Origin of the sequence: Actinoplanes sp. NPDC049668 (genome assembly GCF_044465445.1) — a bacterium.
GTDB lineage: Bacteria > Actinomycetota > Actinomycetes > Mycobacteriales > Micromonosporaceae > Actinoplanes.
Genome location: NZ_JBITLR010000005.1, coordinates 504,257 through 518,364, shown reverse-complemented (window position 1 = coordinate 518,364; position 14,108 = coordinate 504,257). Strand labels below are relative to the sequence as shown.

13 protein-coding genes are annotated in these 14,108 nt (G+C 73.8%); 5 read left to right on the top strand and 8 right to left on the bottom strand.

What is annotated here, in order from left to right:
- Positions 1-8: 8 nt before the first annotated feature.
- From ACIBSW_RS23485 to ACIBSW_RS23460, 6 genes are all read right to left on the bottom strand, one after another.
- Positions 9-1,601, bottom strand: coding sequence for an ABC-F family ATP-binding cassette domain-containing protein (locus ACIBSW_RS23485; protein WP_354722006.1), 1,593 nt, complete (start codon positions 1,599-1,601; stop codon positions 9-11).
- A gap of 232 nt (positions 1,602-1,833) precedes the next feature.
- Entirely contained in the window at positions 1,834-2,694 is an 861-nt protein-coding gene (locus ACIBSW_RS23480) for a sigma-70 family RNA polymerase sigma factor (RefSeq protein WP_354727832.1), read from the bottom strand.
- 161 nt (positions 2,695-2,855) lie between these two features.
- A complete protein-coding gene (locus ACIBSW_RS23475; protein ID WP_354727830.1) occupies positions 2,856-3,467 on the bottom strand; it encodes a response regulator transcription factor in 612 nt (203 codons plus the stop codon).
- Positions 3,464-4,552, bottom strand: a complete 1,089-nt coding sequence (locus ACIBSW_RS23470) for a sensor histidine kinase (protein WP_354727828.1) — start codon at positions 4,550-4,552, stop codon at positions 3,464-3,466. The genes ACIBSW_RS23475 and ACIBSW_RS23470 overlap by 4 nt, the downstream gene beginning before the upstream one ends.
- 21 nt (positions 4,553-4,573) lie before the next feature.
- Complete coding sequence (locus ACIBSW_RS23465) at positions 4,574-5,341, bottom strand: ABC transporter permease (protein ID WP_354727826.1); 768 nt, start codon at positions 5,339-5,341, stop codon at positions 4,574-4,576.
- Entirely contained in the window at positions 5,338-6,282 is a 945-nt protein-coding gene (locus ACIBSW_RS23460) for an ABC transporter ATP-binding protein (RefSeq protein ID WP_354727824.1), read from the bottom strand. Before ACIBSW_RS23460 ends, ACIBSW_RS23465 begins: the two co-directional genes overlap by 4 nt.
- Positions 6,283-6,418: 136 nt before the next feature.
- On the opposite strand from ACIBSW_RS23460, the gene ACIBSW_RS23455 reads away from it, so the two are divergent.
- From ACIBSW_RS23455 to ACIBSW_RS23435, 5 genes are all read left to right on the top strand, one after another.
- A complete protein-coding gene (locus ACIBSW_RS23455) occupies positions 6,419-7,417 on the top strand; it encodes an NAD-dependent epimerase/dehydratase family protein (protein WP_354727822.1) in 999 nt (332 codons plus the stop codon).
- Between the two features lie 134 nt (positions 7,418-7,551).
- On the top strand, positions 7,552-9,117 hold the full coding sequence (locus ACIBSW_RS23450) for an IucA/IucC family protein (RefSeq protein WP_354727820.1): 1,566 nt from the start codon (positions 7,552-7,554) through the stop codon (positions 9,115-9,117).
- Positions 9,114-10,745, top strand: coding sequence for an IucA/IucC family protein (locus tag ACIBSW_RS23445; protein ID WP_354727818.1), 1,632 nt, complete (start codon positions 9,114-9,116; stop codon positions 10,743-10,745). The genes ACIBSW_RS23450 and ACIBSW_RS23445 overlap by 4 nt, the downstream gene beginning before the upstream one ends.
- Positions 10,732-11,889, top strand: a complete 1,158-nt coding sequence (locus ACIBSW_RS23440) for an alanine racemase (RefSeq protein ID WP_354727817.1) — start codon at positions 10,732-10,734, stop codon at positions 11,887-11,889. The genes ACIBSW_RS23445 and ACIBSW_RS23440 overlap by 14 nt, the downstream gene beginning before the upstream one ends.
- A 334-nt stretch (positions 11,890-12,223) precedes the next feature.
- Positions 12,224-12,757: an HAD domain-containing protein gene (locus ACIBSW_RS23435; protein ID WP_404799432.1), complete on the top strand. Its 534-nt coding sequence runs from the start codon at positions 12,224-12,226 to the stop codon at positions 12,755-12,757.
- 10 nt (positions 12,758-12,767) lie between these two features.
- Here ACIBSW_RS23435 and ACIBSW_RS23430 read toward each other — a convergent pair whose 3' ends face one another.
- Both ACIBSW_RS23430 and ACIBSW_RS23425 read right to left on the bottom strand, forming a co-directional pair.
- Positions 12,768-13,172 (bottom strand): PPOX class F420-dependent oxidoreductase, encoded by a 405-nt coding sequence (locus ACIBSW_RS23430; RefSeq protein ID WP_354727815.1) that lies wholly within the window; start codon positions 13,170-13,172, stop codon positions 12,768-12,770.
- On the bottom strand, positions 13,169-14,098 hold the full coding sequence (locus tag ACIBSW_RS23425) for a hypothetical protein (protein ID WP_404799431.1): 930 nt from the start codon (positions 14,096-14,098) through the stop codon (positions 13,169-13,171). Before ACIBSW_RS23425 ends, ACIBSW_RS23430 begins: the two co-directional genes overlap by 4 nt.
- Between the last annotated feature and the right edge of the window lie 10 nt (positions 14,099-14,108).

The following is a 14,108-nucleotide window of genomic DNA, read 5'->3' as shown; positions in this document are numbered from 1 at the left end:
CCATCGTGTCAGCTCTGCCGCACCGCGCCGTCCGCGACATGCCAGGTACGGGTGTGCCCGACCCGGTCGGCGAAGTACCGGTCGTGCGTCACGGTCAACAACGTCCCCCGGTACGCCCGCAGCGCCTCCTCGACCACGTCGAGGGCGTCGAAGTCGAGGAAGTTCGTCGGCTCGTCGAGCAGCAGGATCCGGGCCGGGCTGTTCACCATCACGGCGAGCAGCAGCCGGCGCAGCTCACCGGCGGACAGCCCGCGTACGGCGGCACCCCACTGGTCCGGGCCGAACTGGTGCCCGGCCAGCAGCCGCTCGGCGTCCTCGGCGTAGACCGGCACCCGGGACCGGAAGAAGTCCAGCACGGTGGTGGCGGTACGCAGCCCGTCGGAGGTCTGCGGCAGCACCGCCAGGGGCACCCCGGCATGCTCGGCGATCGCCCGCAGCAGGGTGGTCTTCCCGGCGCCGTTACGGCCGGTGATCAGGATCCGGTCGCCGCGCCGCACATCCAGGTCGACGCCGTCGAGCAGCGTCCGGTCGCCGGCCTTGACCGTCAGATCCCGCACCGCCAGCACCACGTCACGGTCCTCACCGTCGTCGGCGGGAAATGCCAGGGTGAGCGGCGGGCGGGTCCGCGGCCGGGCGATCCACCGGGCGGACTCCATCTGCCGGCGCAGCCGCCGCTCGCGGGTCTTGGCCTTGCGCGCCACCTTCTTCGCGATCCGCCGCAGGTGCGGCGCCTCGACGCCGGACCGCACCGTCGTCTCGACGTGCCGGGCCTGCGCCAGGGTCTGCGCGATGTCCCGCTCCCAGCGGACCCGGTCCTTCTCCTGCGCCTCATAGTCCAGCAGCAGCCGCTGCCAGCGCCGGGTCTTCTCGGCCCGGTAGGCGCTATAACCCCCGCCCGGATAGTCCTGCGGCTGCTCGTGGATGCCGTCGAGCTCGATGACACGGGTGACGGTGGCGTCCAGGAACGCCCGGTCGTGGCTGACGGCCAGGACCCCGCCGGGGAAATCGCGCAGCCAGCCGGCCAGCCATTCGGCGCCCTCGGCGTCGAGGTGGTTGGTCGGCTCGTCCAGCAGCAGCAGGCCGGGCGCGTCCAACAGGGCGTGCGCCAGCAGCAGCCGGGCCTGCTCACCGCCGCTGACCTCGCGCAGGGCCAGGCCGGAAGGCAGGTGGTCGATGCCGAGCCGCCCGCGGATCTCGGCGAGGCGGGTCTCGGCGGTCCAGCCCCGCAGCGCCGTCCACCGCTCCTGAACCCGGCCGTACTCGGCCAGCACGTCGCCGCCGCGCTCGAGCGCGGCCTCCAACAGGCGCAGCCGGGCGGTGACCTCGGCGAGCTCGCCCAGGCCGGCGGTCAGGAAGTCACCGACGGTGCCGGCCGGGTCGGCGACCTGCTGCGGCACGTAGCCGACCCGCAGGCCGGGCCCGCGGACCACGGTGCCCGCGGTCGGCGGCAGGTCACCGGCGAGCACCCGCAGCAGCGTCGTCTTGCCGGCCCCGTTAGGGCCGACGACGCCGACCCGGTCGCCCGGGCGCAGGATCAGGTCGAGGTCGGCGAAGAGCGGCTCACCGTCGTGGGCGCGGCCGATCGAGACGGCTTTCAGCAAGGAGTCCTCCAGGTGCGGATACCGGTACGGACACGGCGACCCCGGCGCGCCACAACGGCGGCGCCTGCCAGGGTCGGGTCGGTATCACACGGAGGTGACTGCTCCTCATGGATCGGCGGTGGGCTCGGCGTCCACCATCGCGCGCCGGCGCCCGGACCGCAACCGGATTTCCCCACCACACGCGAAAGGGCCGGCACGCGGGGGCGTGCCGGCCCTTCTCACGACTCGCGGCTCAGGCGGCGTACGCGACCGACCGGTTCGTGCCGCGCACGTCGGTCACGGACAGCCGCGACGACATGGTGCTACGGCCGGCGATCTGCGCCGCGTACGCCGCCCGGCGCCGGGCGACACAGCCGTCGCCCCGGGCCGCGCCGAGGTCCTGCTGCTCCATGTGCGTGGTCAGGCCGTCCTTGAGCAGGGCCAGGGCCTCGGTGCGCAGCTGCGACACCCGCGACTCGGTGACACCCAGCTCGGCGGCGACCGCCGACAGCGGCCGCTCCTGCAGGAACGAGGTCTCGACGACGAACCGCAGCCGCTCCGGCAGCACCGAGACGGCGTCGTGCAGGTAGCCGATCCGCTCCCGGTGCAGCAGCATCTCCTCCGGGTTCAGCGAACCCTCGGTGACCATGTCCTCGGCCGTGCCGACGGCGAAGCCCTGCAGCGACAGCACGGCGGCGCGCTGCACGTCGTCGTCGACGTTGGAGAGCTCACCGACGCCGACGCCGAGCAGCTCGGCCAGCTCGGCCGGGGTGGGAGTACGGCCCAGCTGGGCGGTCAGCTCCTGGCGGGCGACCTCGGCCCGGCGGGCCCGGGCCCGCACCGAACGGCTGGCCCAGTCCATGCTGCGCAGCTCGTCCAGCAGCGCACCGCGGATCCGCACGGCGGCGAACCGGCCGAACGGGATGCCCCGCTCGGCGTCGAACGCCTTCGCGGCGGTCACCAGCGCGGCGTACCCGGCGGAGGCGAGATCGTCACGGTGCACGTGCGCGGGCACCTTGAACAACATCTCGCGAACCAGATGCCCGACCAGCGGCATGTTCTCGCGGATCATGTTCTCGAGCTCGCGACTGACGGTCTCGGTCTTCGCTGCCATTCGTGTGTTCCCCCCTCGCGTCCGTCTACCGGTGACGGCTCACCGGCTGACAGGGGGAACTTTTCGTTGCGCAGGGTGCGGGTTGCGGTCACTCTCGGTTGCCGCCCGGTTGCACCCGGAGAAACCCTAAGATCGGCGCACAGAAGGCGCACAGGAACGCCCTACGCGAGCAGCCAACCGTGATCAAGGGCCAGCCGGACCGCCTCGGCCCGGGTCCGCGCCCCGGTCTTACCGATCGCCGACGACAGGTGATTGCGCACCGTGCCCTCCGACAGGCGCAGCTCCCGGGCGATGTCCGCGACCGTGCCACCGTCACGCGCCGAGCGCAGCACATCACTCTCCCGCTCGGTCAACGGCGACTCCCCGTACATCAGCGACCGCGCGGCCAGATCCGGATCCACCACCCGCAGACCCTGATGCACCCGGCGCACCGCGTCGGCCAACTGCCGCGCCGGGGTGTCCTTGACCACGAAACCACTCGCGCCGGCCGCCATCGCCAGCCGCAGATAGCCCGCCCGGCCGAACGTCGTCACCATCAACACCCGGCACCCCGGCACCACCCGGCGCAGCTCCCGGGCCGCCGCGACCCCGTCCATCCCCGGCATCTCCACGTCCAGCAGGGCCACCTCGACACCGTGCTCGAGCACCGCCGCGACGACCTCGTCACCGCGGCCAACCTCCGCCACCACCCGCAGATCCGGCTCCATGTCCAGCAACGCCGCCATCGCGCCGCGCACCAGCGCCTGGTCGTCGGCGAGCAGCAACCGGATCATGACGGCACCTCCACGCGTACCCGGAAACCCGGCCGGTCCTCGCGCCGGCCGACCGTCAGCCGCGCGCCCAGCGCCTCCGCCCGCCGCCGCAGACCGGACAGCCCCTGCCCGTCGCCGGCCGCCGGGCCGTCACCCGGGCCGTCGTCGACGATCTCCACGCTGGCCGGCGACAGCCGCACCTCGCAGTGCCCCGCCCGGCTGTGCCGCACCACGTTCGTGACCGCCTCCCGGATCGTCCACGCGAACAACTCCCGGTTGCGGGTCGGCACCTCGTCCGCCGCACCCGGCAGCTCCGCGCGCACATGCGCCGCGGCGAGAGCCTCCCGGGCCGCCGCGATCTCACCCGGCAGCGAGATCCCCCGCACACCCAGCGCCGTCGCCCGCACATCCGACAGCGCGTCCCGGGCCAGCACCTCGAGATCCCGCAACTCCGCCCGGGCCTTCTCCACGTCGACATCCAGCAGCCGCTGCGCCAGCTCCGCCTTCACCGTCACCACCGTCAGCGAATGACCCAGGATGTCATGCAGATCGGCGGCGATCCGGGCCCGCTCGTTCTCCACCGCCAGCTCCGCCAGCTCCAGCTGCGCCGCCCGCAGCCGGTTCTGCCGCTCCGCGGCCATCCGGAAGGCACCGCTGGCCGCCGCGCCGAGCAGCACCGCCAGGCCGTAACCCCGGTCGTCCCAGCCCGGCACCCGCCACGCCAGCACCTCGGCCAGCACCACCAGCGCCGCCGCGAACGGCACCGCCTGACCCAGCGGCAACCCGATCATCGCTGACGCGCCGACGAACACCAGGCACGTCAGCGCGTGGAAACCGGCACCGGGCACCTGCGCCGCCGCCAGCCCCAGCAGCCCCAGCAGGATCAGCCACAGCCGCGGCACCGCGTACCGTGGCCGCGCACCGTGCCGGATCTCGCCGAGCCAGGCCACCAGCGCCAGATACAGCGCCGCGAACCCGGCCAGGGCCACCAGCCCCACATCGCGCTGCCAGCCGTCCGGCCGGTCCAGCAGCGCCCGCAGATTCTCGCCGAGATAGAACAGCCACACCGCGCCGAACAGCCACCCGAACCGGGCACGCTCACCCATGACGACGACGGTACCTACCCCTCAGACCCGCGCCGTGTCGCGCCGGAACCGCCACATCGCACCCGCCGCGAACAACGCCGTCCACGCCACCACGTTCAGCACCGCCACCGGCAGATTCCCGTCCCCGGTCAGCGGATACCGGGCGATCTCCCCGACGCCGTACACCGGGGTGAACCTCGCGATCGCCGCGAACGTGTGACCCAGCTGATCCACCGGCACGAACAGCCCACCCGCGAACGACAACACCGCCAGCGCCGGACCCAGAATCTGCATCACGTTCTCACTCGGCAGCAGATAACCCATGAACAGCCCGAACGCGGCGAACACCAGCGCACAGACCCAGGCGAGCAACCCGCACAGCACCCACGCCCGCGCCGGCAGCTGCGCACCCGAGACCGCGCCGACCGCGAACGCCACCACCACCGACACCGCGCCGATCACCATCGCGAGCACCAGCTTCACCGCCACGTACGCCGCCGGCCGCAACGGCGTCAGCCGCAACTGCCGGCTCCAGCCCGCCGCCCGCTCGATCGACACCATCGCCCCGCCGCTGGTCGTCGCCAGCATCGCCCCGTACACGGCCATGCTCACCAGGATGTAACCGGTGACGTTGCCGCCGCCGACCCGCTCCGCGCGCGCCCCCGAACCCGTGCCGAACAACAGGAAGAACACCGCCGGCATCACCAGCGTGAACACCACCGTGCGCCGGTTGCGCAGCATCCGGCGCAACTCCAGGCCGATCATCCCCGCGCTGAAACCACCGAACCGCGGCAGATTCCGAGCCGTCATCGCGCACTCCCCCGGGTCTCGTCGGCCGTCAGCGTCAGGAACGCGTCCTCCAGGTTCCGCGAGGTGATCTCGAGATCCCGGGCGGCGGTCCTCGTCAGCAGCTGCCGAGCCACCTCGTCGGTGTCCCGCGCCCGCACCAGCACGGAGTCGCCGCGCACCTCCACCGAATCGACACCCGGCAGCGCCAGCAGGGCGGCCTCGCTCGCCCCCGGCAGCGTCGCCCGCAGCGTACGGCCCGACGCCAGCGCCTTGACCTGCGCCGCCGTCCCGTCGGCGACCACCCGGCCGCGGCGCATCAACACCACCCGATCCGCGTACGCGTCGGCCTCCTCCAGGTAGTGCGTCGCGAAGATGACGGTACGGCCGGAGCGCGCGTCCTCCCGGATCGAGGTCCAGAAGTCGCGCCGCCCGCCGACATCCATCCCGGTCGTCGGCTCGTCCAGGATCAGCAGCTCCGGATCCGGCAGCAGCGCCATCGCGAACCGCAGCCGCTGCTGCTGCCCGCCCGAGCACTTGCCGACCAGCCGCGAACCGATGTCCGCGATCCCGGCCCGCTCCAGCACCCGCCCGACCTCGGCCCGGTCCCGACCGAACAGCACCGCCGTCAGCCGCACCGTCTCCTCGACCGTGTAGTCCTTCAACAACCCGCCGGTCTGCATCACCGCCGACACCAGGCCCAGCGCCACCGCCTCCCGCGGCGGCCGGCCGTACACCCGGGCCGTACCCGCCGACGGGCTGGACAGGCCCAGCAACATGTCGACCGTGCTGGTCTTGCCCGCCCCGTTGGGGCCGAGCAACGCCACCACCTCGCCGGGCCGGATCCGCAGATCGATCCCGTCGACGGCGGTGACCGCACCGAAACGCTTCACCACGCCGTCGAGCTCGACGGCGAGCCGGCCGGACCCGCGGGTCACGGCCTCAGGTCGGGCGACAACTGTCATGCCACCATGCTCGGCGCACCGGCGGCCCCCGCACCGGGCCACGCGTCACCTCCCGCCCATGACATCCGTCAGTCCCGTTGCGCTGTCAGCGATCACGCCTTCCGCCCGGGCCGCCACCGCGGGCATCGTCGTCGTCATGAGACTCCTCATGCTCGGAGGAACCGGATTCGTCGGCCGCGCCGTCGTCGACGAGGCACGCACCCGCGGCCACCACATCACCGTCCTCAACCGCGGCAACCGGCCGGCGCCGCCCGGCACCACCGCCCTGACCGGCGACCGCCGCGAACCCGGCGGCCTCGCTGCCCTGCGAGGCGGCACCTGGGACGCCGTCGTCGACACCTGGTCCGGCGCGCCGAACGTGGTCCGCGACTCCGCCGCCGCGCTGCGCGGCCACGCCGGCCACTACACCTACGTGTCCAGCCGCAGCGTCTACGCCACCGACGACACGACGACCGTCCCGCACACCGAGGCCGCACCGACCGTCGACGCCGACCCCGACTCCGGCGAGGCCGACGACTACGCGGCCGCCAAGCGCGGCGCCGAGCTGGCCGCCGAGCGCGAATTCGACGGCCCGGTCCTGCACGGCCGCGCCGGCCTGATCCTCGGCCCGCACGAGGACATCGGCCGCCTGCCCTGGTGGCTCAACCGGATCGCCCGCGGCGGGCCGACCCTCGCGCCCGGGCCGCCGGAGATGAAACTGCAGTACATCGACGCCCGCGACCTGGCCGCCTGGCTGCTCGACGCCGCCGCGGCCGGCCGCACCGGCCCCTACGACCTGGTCAGCCCGTCCGGATACACCACCATGGCCGAGCTCCTGGAGACCGTCAACGCCGTCACCGGCGGGCACGCCGAGCTGCGCTGGACCGAGCCGAAGACCATTCTCGACGCCGGCATCACCCCGTGGATGGAGCTGCCCATCTGGCTCGCGCCCGGCTACGAGTACGACTTCCTGCACGGCGGCGACGTGAGCAAGGCGCTGCGGGCGGGCCTGCGGCTGCGCCCGGTCGGCGAGACCGTCGCCGACACCTGGTCCTGGCTGCGCTCCGTCGGCGGCGAGGCACCGCACCGCTCCGACCGCCCGACGCTGGGCCTGTCCCCCGAGCGCGAGGCGGCGGTTCTTTCAGGTAGTCGTTGATTCCTTTTTGTTTTTGATCTTTGCTTCCGAGGGTGTGCGGCCGTGCCCGGCTGCACACCCTGTAAGGCATCCTAGGATGTTGCTGGTGTGGGGCGGCCGGTGATCAAGGAACGGTCTGCCGGACAATGACAGGCGTGCCCACACCGCCGACCATCTCCGTCACGCCGACCGGGCACACCGCCGGAGCCGCACAGACCCGGGACGACCTGCGCATCCTCCGTCCTGAGTGGGTCGCCGGCTACGAGGCGGCGCTGCCGGCCGCGCGCGCGGCGATCCTCGCCCGCGTCCTGGGCGCGTTCGCCCGCGAGCCGCTGCCCGGCGTCACCCACCGCGAACATCGCGGCGGCACCCTGCACGTCACCCTGGCCGGCGGGCGTACGCTGAGCGCGTCCGGCCGCACCGCGACCTTGGACACCGGCGAGTCCTTCGACGACCCCGCCGCGCTGCTGCGGTCGCTGCCGCTGGGCCCGCACACCGAACGCCTGGCCGCCGAGGTCGACAACAGCGTCGCGAACCTCGCGCTCGCGCACGCCGACCCGGCACCCCCGCCCGCCGGGCCCGTCCTGCGCGGCGCCGCCGGCGACCCCGACGGGCTCGGCCGGCTCGAGCAGCTCGTCCTCGACGGCCACCCCACGCACCCCTGCTGCCGCACCCGCGGCGGCATGAGCGTCGCCGACGTGCTCGCCTACGGCCCGGAGCACCGGCCCGTCATCCGCCTGCGCCGCCTGCGGGTGCCCGCCGACCGCTGGTACGGCGACGCCCCGCCGGTGCTGTACGCCCACCCGTGGCAGGCGCGGCGCCTGCTCGACCGCCACCCCTGGCTGAGCGACGACGGCGAGACCGGGCCCGTCCGGCCGCTCATGTCGCTGCGCACCGTCGCGCCGCTCGACGGCGGCGAACACGTCAAGACCGCCGTCGACGTGCAGATGACCTCGGCCGTGCGCACCGTCTCCCCCGCCGCCGTCCACAACGGACCACGGCTGTCCGCCCTGCTGGCCCGGCTCACCGCCGACCTGCCGCTCACCGTACTGCGCGAGACCGCCGCCGGCGCCGCCCTCGTCGACGGAGAGCCGCGCCGCGACCTCGCCTACCTGCGCCGCGCGGCACCCGAGGTCGGCCCCACCGAGACCGTCGTACCCCTCGCCGTCCTGGCCACACCCTCGCCCCGCGACGGGCGCCCGCTGCTGCTCGAGGCCGTCGACGACCCGTACGCGTGGTGGCACCGCCTCGCCCACCTGCTGCTGCCGCCGCTGGTGACCGTCCTGGCGCGCGGCGTCGCGCTCGAGGCCCACGGGCAGAACACCCTCGTCGTCCTCGACGACGGCGTACCGGTGCGGATCGTCTACCGCGACCTCGGCGGCGTCCGGGTCAGCCCGGCCCGCCTGACCCGGCACGGCGTACAGGTACCACCGCTGAAGGGTGACTTACCCAGCGACGACCCGGACGTGCTGCGCACCAAGCTCGCCGCCGCCCTCGGCACCGTCTGCACCGAGCTCATCGCCGTCCTGTCCCGCGCGGGCGCCGACGAGGCCCGCCTCTGGGACAGCGTCGCCGCGGCCGTGCGCGGCACCGGCACCCCCGACGCGGCGCACCTGCTGGCGGAGCCGCTGCCGGTCAAGGCCACCACCGCGATGCGGCTCGCCGACGACCCGCTCGACGACGTCTGGACGTACCTGGCCAACCCGATGGCGCCGGCATGACCAGCAGCCTGACCACCGCGCGGCTGGCCATCGCCGCCGGCAACGTCGGCGCCGCCCTCGCCGTGCACGCACCCGACCTGCTCGACGGCTTCCACGCCGCCCTGCCCGAGGCGGCCGACACCGTCGGCCGGCGGCTGCGCGGCGCGCTGGTCCGCGAGGGGCTGCTGAGCGCCGGGCCCGGCGACCGGATGCACGCGTTCCGCCGCGTCGAGTACGACCACGCCGGCGTCGGCGACCCCGCCGACCTGCTCCCCGCCGGGCTGGCCGGCAACGCCGCCGGCTTCGCCGCCGAACTGCGCAACGGCGTCGTCAACCTCGCCATCGCCATGACCCGCCGCCGGCACCTGCCACCGGCGGGCGACCCCGACCACGCCGTCATCGCCGGGGAGCGGCTGGCCGTCGCCGGACACAACCTGCACCCCTGCGGCCGGACCCGGCTCGGCTGGGACACCGGCGACGTGCTCGCCCACGACCTGGAGGCCGGGCACACCCGGCTCGGCTTCGTCGCCGTCCGCGACGACCTGCACCTCGGCGACGACGTCGGCGCGGTGCTGCGCGCCGCCTACCCGCACCTGCCCGAACCCCCGCCCGGGTACCGGCTGCAGCCGGTGCACGCCTGGCAGCGCGACGCGGTGCTGGCCCAGCGCTACCGCGACCTGATCGACGACGGCGCGCTGCGGATCCTCGGCGACTCCGGCGGCGTGCTGCCCGCGGTGCCGACCGCCGCGCTGCGCACCCTGCTGCTGCCGGTCGCCGCCGACGGCAGCCGCCGGTACGTGAAGGTGTCCCTCGACATCCAGGTCACCTCGACGCGGCGCAGCATCAGCGTCGCCAGCACCCGCAACGGCCCGGCCCTGTCCGACCTGCTGCGCCGCCTCGTCGCCGAGGACCCCGCCGCGGACCGGCTGCTGCTGCTCGGCGAGACCGCCGGCGCCGCCGTGCCCGTCGGCTCCGGGCGGGACATGTCCGCCATCGTGCGCGACGGGCTCACCGGCCGGCTGGCACCCGGCGAGCGGGCCGTCGCCGGCAGCGCGCTGCCGTTCGCCGGCGCGAGGCTCGTCGCCGAGTTCGCCGCCGGCACCGGACGGCCCGACGACGCCGGCGCCGCCGCGGCGTTCCTGGACGCGTACGCCCGGCTGTTGCTGCCGCCGCTGCTGCGGCTGACGTTGCGCGGCGTCGCGCTGGAGGCGCACCTGCAGAACTGCGTGCCCACCTTCGTCGCCGGCGTACCGCACCGGCTGGCCGTGCGCGACTTCGCCGGGCTGCGGCTGCACCCGGGCCGCCTCGCCGCCGCCGGGCACCGGGTCGAGCTCTGGCCCGGCTCGGTCGTCGGCACCACGGACCCGTCCGTGCTCCGCGCCAAGATCGGCTACACCGCGTTCCAGGCACACCTCGGCGAGCTGATCATCCGGCTCGGCGAGTCGCACGGCCTCGACGAGGACGCCGCCTGGCGGCTCGTGCGGGCCGTCGTCGACGAGACCTACGCCCGGCCCGGCCCCGCCGCCGCCGAGGACCACGCCGCGTTCACCGCCCGGACCGTGCCGCACAAGGCGCTGGTGCGGATGCGGCTCGCCGGCGCCGGCGACGAGTACGTGCCGGTGGAGAATCCGCTGCATGCGCCCGCCTGAGCACGTCGAGGCCGCGATCCGGGCCCGCACCCGCCCGGTCTGCGCGTACGTCTACGACACCGCCGCGCTGCGCGAGCGGGCCGCGGCGGTCCGCGCCGCGCTGCCACCGCGCACCACCCTGCTGTACGCGGTGAAGGCCAACGGGCACCCGGACGTCGTGCGTACCCTCTCCGCGGTCTGCGACGGCCTCGAGGTCGCCTCCGGCGGCGAGCTGGCGCTGGCGGTCGCCGCCGGCGCCCGCCGGATCGTCTTCGGCGGCCCGGCCAAGACCGACGCCGAGCTGGCCGCGGCGGTCGCCGCGGGCGCGCAGGTCAACGTCGAGAGCGGCCACGAGCTGCGCCGCCTGGACCGGGCCGCCCGCGCGGCCGGCGTCGTCGCCGAGGCGGCCGTGCGGGTCAACCGGGCCGGTCCGGCGCTGCCCGGCAGCCACGCCATGACCGGCACGCCGACCCCGTTCGGCGTCGACGAGACGACCCTCCCCCGGGTGCTCGCCCTGGCCCCTCATTCCGTCCGCATCACCGGCTTCCACCTGCACGCCGTCTCCAACAACCTCGACGCCGCGGCACACGCCCGATTCATCGCCGAGGCGCTCGACTGGTCGGTCGCCACCGCCCACCGCCACGGCGTGCCGCTGCGGCTGGTCAACGTCGGCGGCGGCCTCGGCGTCGACTACCTCGGCGCGTCCACCATCGACCTGGACGCGCTGCGGGCGGGCCTGGCCGGCCTCGCCGTGCCCGACGGCGTCGACCTGATCGTCGAGCCCGGCCGCATCCTCGCCGCCGACGCCGGCTGGTACGCCGCCGAGGTCCTCGACCTCAAGCACACGCACGGGCGCTGGTTCGCGGTGCTGCGCGGCGGCACCCACCACTTCCGGCTGCCCGCGGCGTGGGGCTACAGCCACCCGTTCACGGTCCTGCCGGTCGACGCCTGGCCGTACCCGTGGGAACGGCCGCAGGTCGAGGACGCGGCAGTGGACGCGGTCGGCGAGCTGTGCACGCCGCGCGACGTCCTGGCCCGCGACCGGCACGTCCGGCGGCTGCGGGTCGGCGACGTGCTGGTCTTCGGCCGCGCCGGCGCGTACGGCTGGGACATCTCCCACCACGACTTCCTGCGCCACCCGCCGCCCGCGTTCGAGGTGCTGTAAAACCCGATCATGGCCAGGGCCGCTTCCCGCCGGCGCTCGGCGCCACGGTGATCCACACGCCGGACAACTCGTGGGTCGTCCAAGACGGCGGCTGCGTGATCGACGCCATGGTCCACCCGGTCGAGGACGACCCGACCCTCACCGTGACCGCCCGATCGTGAACCTCCCTCTCGATGCGCTGGGGCCGGCCGTGTCGGCCCGGGCCGAGACCTGGGAACCTGACCGGACTGGACGACCTTGAGGTACTGCTCGGCGAACTCTGCGCCCTGCTGACCGCCGGTCGCATTCCCGATGCCACCGTTGTCCACCAGCTGTGAACCGATAACGTGCCGCCGTGATCGGCTCCGCGGCGCGCCCGCTGCTCTTCCTCGATGTTGACGGACCCCTCATTCCCTTCGGCGGGACGCCGCGGCAGTACCCGACCTACCGGACGGGTACCGAAGGCGCTCATCCGCTGCTGGGCAGGATCAATCCCGAACACGGACCCCGGTTGGCGGCGCTACCGTGCGACCTGGTCTGGGCCACGACCTGGATGGACGACGCGAACGAGATCATCGCGCCACGGATCGGTCTCCCGCGGTCGGCGGTGGTGAGCTGGCCCGAGCCGGCCGACACCGACGAGCACGACGAGCGGATTGGACTGCACTGGAAGACCCGCGCCCTCGTCGACTGGGCGGCGGGCCGCCCGTTCGCCTGGGTCGACGACGAAATCACGGACGTCGACCGAGCCTGGGTGTCGGCACATCACCCGGGACACGCCCTGCTCCATCGAGTCGACCCCCGTCTGGGTCTCACCGACAATGACTTCGCCGATCTCGAGGACTGGCTGCATTGGACTCGCGACGCGCCGCCGCAGGGCCCGGCCTGAAGCCGGCCGCTCAGCGTTTGCCGACGGCGGTGGGGCGCACCACGAAGATCACGCGGTCGGCGGCGTCGGTCGGCGGGTTGGTCCCGAACGGGGCGTCGTAACGCTTGGCCAGCTCGACGAAGAAGGCGCCCGTCGGATCCGCGTCGATGCGCTCGACGACGCCCCGCACCTCGACGTAGCGGTACGGGTCCGAAGGGTCGACGATCGAGATCGATACCGCCGGGTTCGCCGTGACGTTGCGGTACTTGCGGCGGAAGTTCGTGTGCGTGAATCGGATGAACTCGCCGTCCCAGCTGAACCACATCGGGTTGACCTGCGGAGTGCCGTCGTCCCGGACGGTCGCCAGGTGCCCGATCAAGGGCCGTTCCAACAGGTCGCGGAGCTTGCTGGGAATGATCTCTGCCGCACTCGTCACGAGCGGTACTCTACAAGACCCAGCGCCTTAATAGGCCTACCTGCGCGGGCGAGCACGATGCGGCGTAGCTGCCGGATGCCTCGTTCGAAGTCCTCCAAGTCGGCAGGACTGACATCCGGCAGGGCGGCGAAGGAGGCGGCGGCATCGTCGATGGCCTCGAGTACCGCGGTGGCGTCATCGTCCTCCGGCCCGGCCACGGCGCCGACTGCCGATTGCCGCGGAGCCCACGGGCTGGCCCCCGGCTCGTCGGTGAGCATGTCGCTGAATATCAGGTACTCCACGTCATCCGGCGTGACGTCCAACTCGCTCGCCCAGGCGTAAGCCATGCCCAGATACCGGTGGTAGTCACCGACGCGCCAGTCGAGCCGAACCTGACAGTCGGCGTGCCGGCGTAACCACCGCTGTACCAGCCGGTCGAGGATCAGAGCCGGCTGCGCGTCAGGGCCGTTGCAGAAGTAGAGGTACTTGGTCGCGAAGGCCACGCCGAGGAAGCGCAGCCGGTGTTCCCGCAGCCAGGCGAACGCCGTCGCACCGCCGTCGCGGCGGAGGACCTGCGCCGCCTCGCGCAGGACCCCGGGTGCCTGCGGGTTCTCCCGCAGCACCCGCGCCGTGCGGAAGGCGCCGTATCCGGCGGGCCCGTACCCCCATGCCATTGCGGCGATGAACGCCTGCTCGGCCTGCGCCTCGCCGTCGGCCGCGCCGGCTCCCCGCGCTGCCACGGTCGTGCGGTCCAGCCTGTCGGGCAATGACTTCAACAGATCGTGATGCTCCGGAAGGGTGACCTGCCACGTGGACCGGTTCCACGACATGGCTTCCTGGCCCTGGCGGCCGCCGCCCTTCCAGCGGAGAAACGCCTCCCGCAACCGGTTGGGGATCGCGGGCACGGTGTCGCTCGGCATAGGAGCCATGCTGCCACCCACCGGCACCCACGATCCG